Raw genomic sequence first — 5,758 nt, 5'->3', positions numbered from 1 at the left:
CCGAGCACCTTGCCTTCGGCGTCTATGATCTGCCCGGCAATCACGCCGGCAGCGCCTTGGCTGCGCAGATCCGCCATTTCTCTTGGCGTCAGCGCGCCGCATTTGACCAGATGGCTGTCGGCGTCGACCGCGCCGACCGAGTATAACGCCAGGTCGCATTCGCTGACACCCGACAATTGTTCCCGGATCACCGGCTCGGCACGCAGCGCCCGCGCGAGTTCTTCCGTCGACAGCACCAGCGGCGCGTAGAAATTGAGCCCCTTGGCGTTGAGCCGCCGGGCGATCTCCATGGTGCATTGGTCGGGGCGATAGGAATAGGGTGCGCCGAGATTGCCGCAGAGCTGCACCACTGTGACATCCTGCAGATCGGCATAGGACATCACGTCGGCGATCATATAGACGGTGCGGCCCCAGGCGACGCCGATGCGGTCGCCCTTCTTGACCAGTTCGAGAAAGACGCTTGCCGCCAGCACGGCGATTTCCGTCGACGGGTCGGCAATATGATCATTCTCCGGTGCGATCCAGACGGCGTCGAGGCTCAACGCATCCTCGAGCTTGCGCGCCAGCACGTCGTCGGTGAAAAGCTGGGTCGAAGTCGAGATGTTGACGATGCCGGTCTCGCGCGCCTTGCGCAGATACATGGCGACCGAGGCACGGGAAATGTTAAGCTGGCTCGCCACCTGGTCCTGCCGCAGGCCATGGGCATAGTAGAGCCAGGCGGCCTTGTGGATGAGTTGTTCTGCCGGTCGGATCGCCATGCCGTCTCCTCGGCTGACATTATTCACGGCTCTCGACAAAAGTCAAACTGGGCAGAGGTATGCGATACTCCCGCTTACGCTGAATCTGGTTCATCATTGCGCCGAATGCGCTCTGTCGTGGCATCGTTTGTGGTGACGCGGACCGAGCCTATGACTAGAACGTCTGAAAGAAATCGGGGAGCATGGGATGGGCAGTCCTTACGAACAGGATCTCGACAAGAACGCGGCCAACCATCAACCGCTGACACCGCTCACCTATCTTGAGCGCGCGGCCAAGACCTATCCCGACCATCTCGCCATCATTCATGGCCACCAGCGTATCGACTATCGCACCTTCTGGCAGCGGTCGCTGAAGCTTGCCTCGGCGCTCGACAGGCGCGGCATCGGCAAGGGCGACACCGTCACCGTCATGCTGTCAAACACGCCGCCGATGCTGGAGGCGCATTTCGGCGTGCCGATGACCAAGGCGGTGCTGCATTCGCTCAACACCCGCCTCGATGCCGCGGTCATCGCCTTCCAGCTCGATCATGCCGAGACCAAGGTGCTGATCGTCGACCGCGAATTCTCCGGCGTTGTCAGGCAGGCCCTGGAACTGGCCAAGGTCAAGCCGCTGGTCATCGACTATGATGATCCCGAATACGCCGACGACGCGCCGTATCCGAAGGGCGAGCGGGTTGGCACGCTGGACTATGAGGCGTTTGTTGCAGGCGGCGCCGAGGATTTCGCTTGGTCGATGCCCGACGATGAGTGGGACGCCATCTCGCTCAACTACACTTCCGGAACGACAGGCAATCCGAAGGGCGTCGTCTACCACCATCGCGGTGCCGCGCTGATGGCCTACACCAACACCATTCATGCGGGCATGGCCAAGCACGCCGTCTATCTCTGGACGCTGCCGATGTTCCACTGCAATGGCTGGTGCTTTCCCTGGACGCTCGCTGTCCAGGCCGGCACCCATGTCTGCCTGCGCTGGGTGCGGCCGAAGCCGATCTACGATGCGATTGCCGATCACGGCGTCACCCATCTGTGCGGCGCCCCGGTCGTCATGTCGGTGCTGATCAATGCCAGGGAGGAGGACAAGCGCGAATTCCCGCAGACTGTCACCTTCAACACCGCGGCAGCTCCGCCACCGGAAGCGGTGCTGTCGGGGATGGCCGATGCCGGCTTTGCCGTCACCCACCTCTACGGCCTGACCGAGACCTATGGTCCGGCGGTCGTCAACGAATGGCATGGCGCTTGGGATGATCTCGAAAAGGGCGAGCGCAGTGCCAGGAAGGCGCGGCAGGGCGTGCGCTATGCGGCGCTCGAAGGCCTGACCGTCATGGACCCCGAGACGATGCGGACCACACCGGCCGATGGTGAGACCATCGGCGAGGTCATGTTCCGCGGCAACATCGTCATGAAAGGCTATTTGAAGAACCGCAAGGCGAGCGACGAGGCCTTCGCCGGCGGCTGGTTCCACTCCGGCGATCTCGGCGTCATGCACCCCGATGGCTACATCCAGCTCAAGGACCGCTCCAAGGACATCATCATCTCCGGTGGCGAGAACATTTCCTCTATCGAGGTCGAGGACGCGCTCTACAAGCACCCGTCGGTTGCCTCTTGCGGCGTCGTCGCCAGGCCCGACGACAAATGGGGCGAGGTGCCTGTTGCCTATGTCGAGCTGAAGCCCGGCAAGGCCGCGACCGAAGCCGAGATCATCGATCATTGCCGCGCGCTGCTTGCCCGGTTCAAGGTGCCGAAGGCGGTCATCTTCGCCGAAATCCCGAAGACCTCGACCGGCAAGATCCAGAAATTCCGGTTGCGCGAGATGGCGAGGGGGACTTAAGCCTCGTCGCTGCTCTCCTCCAGTTACGACCTTTGCGATTGGGCAAAGCCTCCGCGACTTTCGTCGGTTCCCTGTCACCATCTGTCATCATTCGTACGTGTACACCGAATCCGCATTGACAGGTCGCTCTTTTCAATTTACGAGTGACGAAAATCGAAATTCATCACTCGTAAATCGATAGAGGATCATGTCCGAAGCCGCCACCATAGTCGCCGAAGCCGCCCGACAGGAAAATGTAACGCGCATTCTCGATTGCGCCGAGCGCCTGTTCCGGCACTATGGCTACGGCAAGACCAATGTCGCCGACATCGCGCGTGAGCTCGGCATGTCGCCCGCCAACATCTACCGTTTCTTCGCCTCCAAGGTCGAAATCCACCAGGCCGTCTGCGGCCGTATGCTCGGCGCCAGCTACAAGATGGCCTACGAGATTTCGCGCCTGCCGATCAGCGCCGAGGAGCGGCTTCGGCGTTACGTGCATGCGCAATACAAGATGACGATGGAGGTCATGCTCGACGACCAGAAGGTCCACGAGATGGTCATCGTCGCCCTCGAACGGGACTGGAGTGTGATCGACAAGCATGTCGACAGCATTCACGACCTGTTTGCGGAGGTGATCCGCGACGGCATCGAGGCCGGTGAGTTCAGACAACAGGACCCGGTGACCGCGTCGCGCTGCTTCGGTGCCGCAACGGTCATCCTGTGCCATCCGCAAATGGTTGCGCAGTGCCTTGCCAAGACCAACCGGGCGATGCCCGACGATCTGATCGACTATGCGATCAGAGCTCTGAAGTAATAGCCCCCGCCAGCCGGTTGTCGACCATTCATCTCCAGTCGGAGTACCAAGATGTCTTTGTCCAATTCCATCCTTCGCAAGCTGCCAGTTGCCGGCCTGATCGTCGCCACTCTCGGGCTTGCCGGCTGCAGCCAGGAAAAAGCCGAAGTCAAGGATATCATCCGTCCCGTCAAGGTTGTCGAGATCGCGAAGGTGCACGACACCCGCACGCTCTCCTATTCCGGCTCGGTGCGAGCCCGCACCGAGAGCGCTCTGGCGTTCCGCGTCAATGGCAAGATCACCGAGCGCCTCGTCGATATCGGCCAGCATGTGGCCGCGGGCGATGTGCTCGCCCGCATCGATCCCATTGACTACGACCTCTCGGTCAAGAGCGCGCAGGCAGCGCTCGATGCCGCCGAGCGGCAGGTCGAGACTGTGGAGCTTGCCCGCAAGCGAGCCGAGCAGCTTTTTGCCAAGAATTTTGCCCCGAAATCACAGCTCGAACAGGCGACCTTGACCTATGACCAAGCGGTCGCCACGCGTGATTCCGCCCTTTCGACACTTGCACAGGCGAAGAACCAGGTCGGCTATACCGATCTCAAGGCCGACAGGGATGGCATCGTCACCACGGTCAGTGCCGACGTCGGTCAGGTCGTCGGTTCCGGTACGCCGGTTGTCACTGTCGCCGTCGACGGCGAGAAGGAAGTGCTGATCGCCGTCCCCGAAATGGAAATCGCCGAATTCAGGCCGGGCAAGGCAGTCAAGGCGGGCTTCTGGTCCGACGATGCGCTGGCGCTCGATGGCAAGGTCCGCGAAGTCGCCGGTAGCGCCGATCCGCAGTCACGCACCTTTGCCGTCCGCGTCAGCCTGCCAAACGATCCGCGTGTGCTGCTCGGCATGACCGCCAGCATCGAAGCCTCGGCGGCCAATGAGCGGCAGCTGGTCTCGATCCCGCTGAGCGCATTGGCCGAGCAAGGCACCCAATCGATCGTCTGGACCGTCGATCGTGGCGCCGACACCGTTCATGCCCGTCCGATCAAGGTTGCCGAGTTCGCCGCCGATGGCGTGCGTGTCGCAGAGGGTTTGAAACCCGGCGATGTCGTGGTCGCCGCCGGCACGCAATTCATGACCGAAAACCTGAAGGTGAAGCTCGCTGGTGATGCGGCGCTGCAATCGGCATCCGCGGCAGACGGCGACGCCAAGCAGGTGCGCTGACGACAGACAACCGGCTGCGCGTTCCCGCAGTCGTTGGTTTCCGGGCGGCAGGCGCCCGACCGAGACGCTCGATTGATGTAACCCCCACATCGATCTCGCGTCCCACCGCGATGAGTGCTTCTCCGCTCGGAGAGCCTTGCCGCCCGGAAGCCACTATGAACCCTCGATTTTGTTGCGCTAGATAGATGGACCAGCGTCGATGACCAATTCCACGGAAGAGAAGCGGCCCTTCAACCTGTCGCGCTGGGCAATCGGCCATCCCGCCATTGCGCGGTTCCTGTTCGGCCTGATCATCATTTCCGGCGCGCTCGGCCTGATGCGTATGGGCCAGAAGGAAGATCCCGATTTCACCTTCCGGATCATGGTCGTCCAGGCGATCTGGCCGGGCTCCTCGATCAAGGAGATGGAAGACCAGGTCGTCAACAAGATCGAACGCAAGCTGCAGGAAACGCCGCATCTCGATTTCGTGCGCTCCTTCACCCGCGCCGGCAGCGCCATCATCACCGTGCAGATCAAGGGCGACACCAACACCGCCGAGGTGACCGACGCGTTCTACCAGGTGCGCAAGAAGGTGGGCGATATCCAGGGCGACCTGCCGCAGGGCCTGCTCGGCCCGTATTTCAACGACGAGTTCGGCGACACCTTCATCACCTTGCATTCGATCAGCGGCGACGGCTTCAGCTATCCCGAACTGAAGAAGTTCGCCATCCAGGCGCGCGACATGCTTTTGACGACGCCCGGCGTCGAGAAGGCCGTCATCATCGGCGACCAGCCGGAAAAGCTCTATGTCGACGTCTCGTCCAAGGCCCTGGCCGAACGCGGCCTGACGCTGACCGATCTGCAGAATGCGATCAAGGGACAGAACAATGTCGACCCGGCCGGCTCCGTCGATACCGGCACCAACTCGGTACGCATCTCCGTCGAGGGCGATGTCGGCAAGGTCGAGGATATCCGGAACCTGCGCCTGCGCGCCGGCGGCCAGGTCACAAGGCTGGGCGACATCGCCACGGTGACCTCGGGGCTGGAAGATCCGTTCCAGCGCAAATACCGCTTCAACGGTCACGACAGCGTGCAGTTGGGCGTCGTCATGGCCAAGGGCTTCAAGGTTACCGACGTCGGCAAGGATGTCGATGCCGAGTTCGTACATGATGGCGAAGGTCGCAGCCAGCACCAGCGGGATGGCGA

General features: G+C 61.9%; 5 protein-coding genes. 4 read left to right on the top strand and 1 reads right to left on the bottom strand.

The window, feature by feature from the left end; translation table 11 throughout:
• On the bottom strand, nucleotides 1-758 hold a 758-nt coding region (locus tag EN939_RS18340), incomplete at its 3' end, for a sugar-binding transcriptional regulator (protein ID WP_164751063.1).
• A 187-nt stretch (nucleotides 759-945) separates the two neighbouring features.
• On the opposite strand from EN939_RS18340, the gene EN939_RS18335 reads away from it, so the two are divergent.
• The 4 genes from EN939_RS18335 to EN939_RS18320 all read left to right on the top strand — a co-directional run.
• Nucleotides 946-2,586 carry an acyl-CoA synthetase gene (locus EN939_RS18335; RefSeq protein WP_127269136.1) on the top strand — a complete coding sequence of 547 codons (1,641 nt, stop codon included), beginning with the start codon at nucleotides 946-948 and terminating at the stop codon, nucleotides 2,584-2,586.
• Between the two features lie 187 nt (nucleotides 2,587-2,773).
• Complete coding sequence (locus EN939_RS18330) at nucleotides 2,774-3,379, top strand: TetR family transcriptional regulator (RefSeq protein ID WP_127269135.1); 606 nt, start codon at nucleotides 2,774-2,776, stop codon at nucleotides 3,377-3,379.
• A 51-nt stretch (nucleotides 3,380-3,430) separates the two neighbouring features.
• Nucleotides 3,431-4,573 (top strand): efflux RND transporter periplasmic adaptor subunit, encoded by a 1,143-nt coding sequence (locus EN939_RS18325; RefSeq protein WP_127269134.1) that lies wholly within the window; start codon nucleotides 3,431-3,433, stop codon nucleotides 4,571-4,573.
• A 199-nt stretch (nucleotides 4,574-4,772) separates the two neighbouring features.
• The coding region (locus EN939_RS18320) for an efflux RND transporter permease subunit (protein WP_164751062.1) at nucleotides 4,773-5,758 on the top strand (986 nt) is incomplete at its 3' end.

The sequence above is a fragment of the Mesorhizobium sp. M7A.F.Ca.CA.002.05.1.1 genome (assembly GCF_003998335.1).
Classification (GTDB): Bacteria; Pseudomonadota; Alphaproteobacteria; order Rhizobiales; family Rhizobiaceae; genus Mesorhizobium.
This window is presented reverse-complemented; position numbering and strand designations above follow the sequence as displayed.

Coding starts and splice junctions, on each gene's coding strand:
- EN939_RS18335 (WP_127269136.1), top strand. CDS start 946: ATGGGCAGTCCTTACGAACAGGATCTCGACAAGAACGCGGCCAACCAT.
- EN939_RS18330 (WP_127269135.1), top strand. CDS start 2,774: ATGTCCGAAGCCGCCACCATAGTCGCCGAAGCCGCCCGACAGGAAAAT.
- EN939_RS18325 (WP_127269134.1), top strand. CDS start 3,431: ATGTCTTTGTCCAATTCCATCCTTCGCAAGCTGCCAGTTGCCGGCCTG.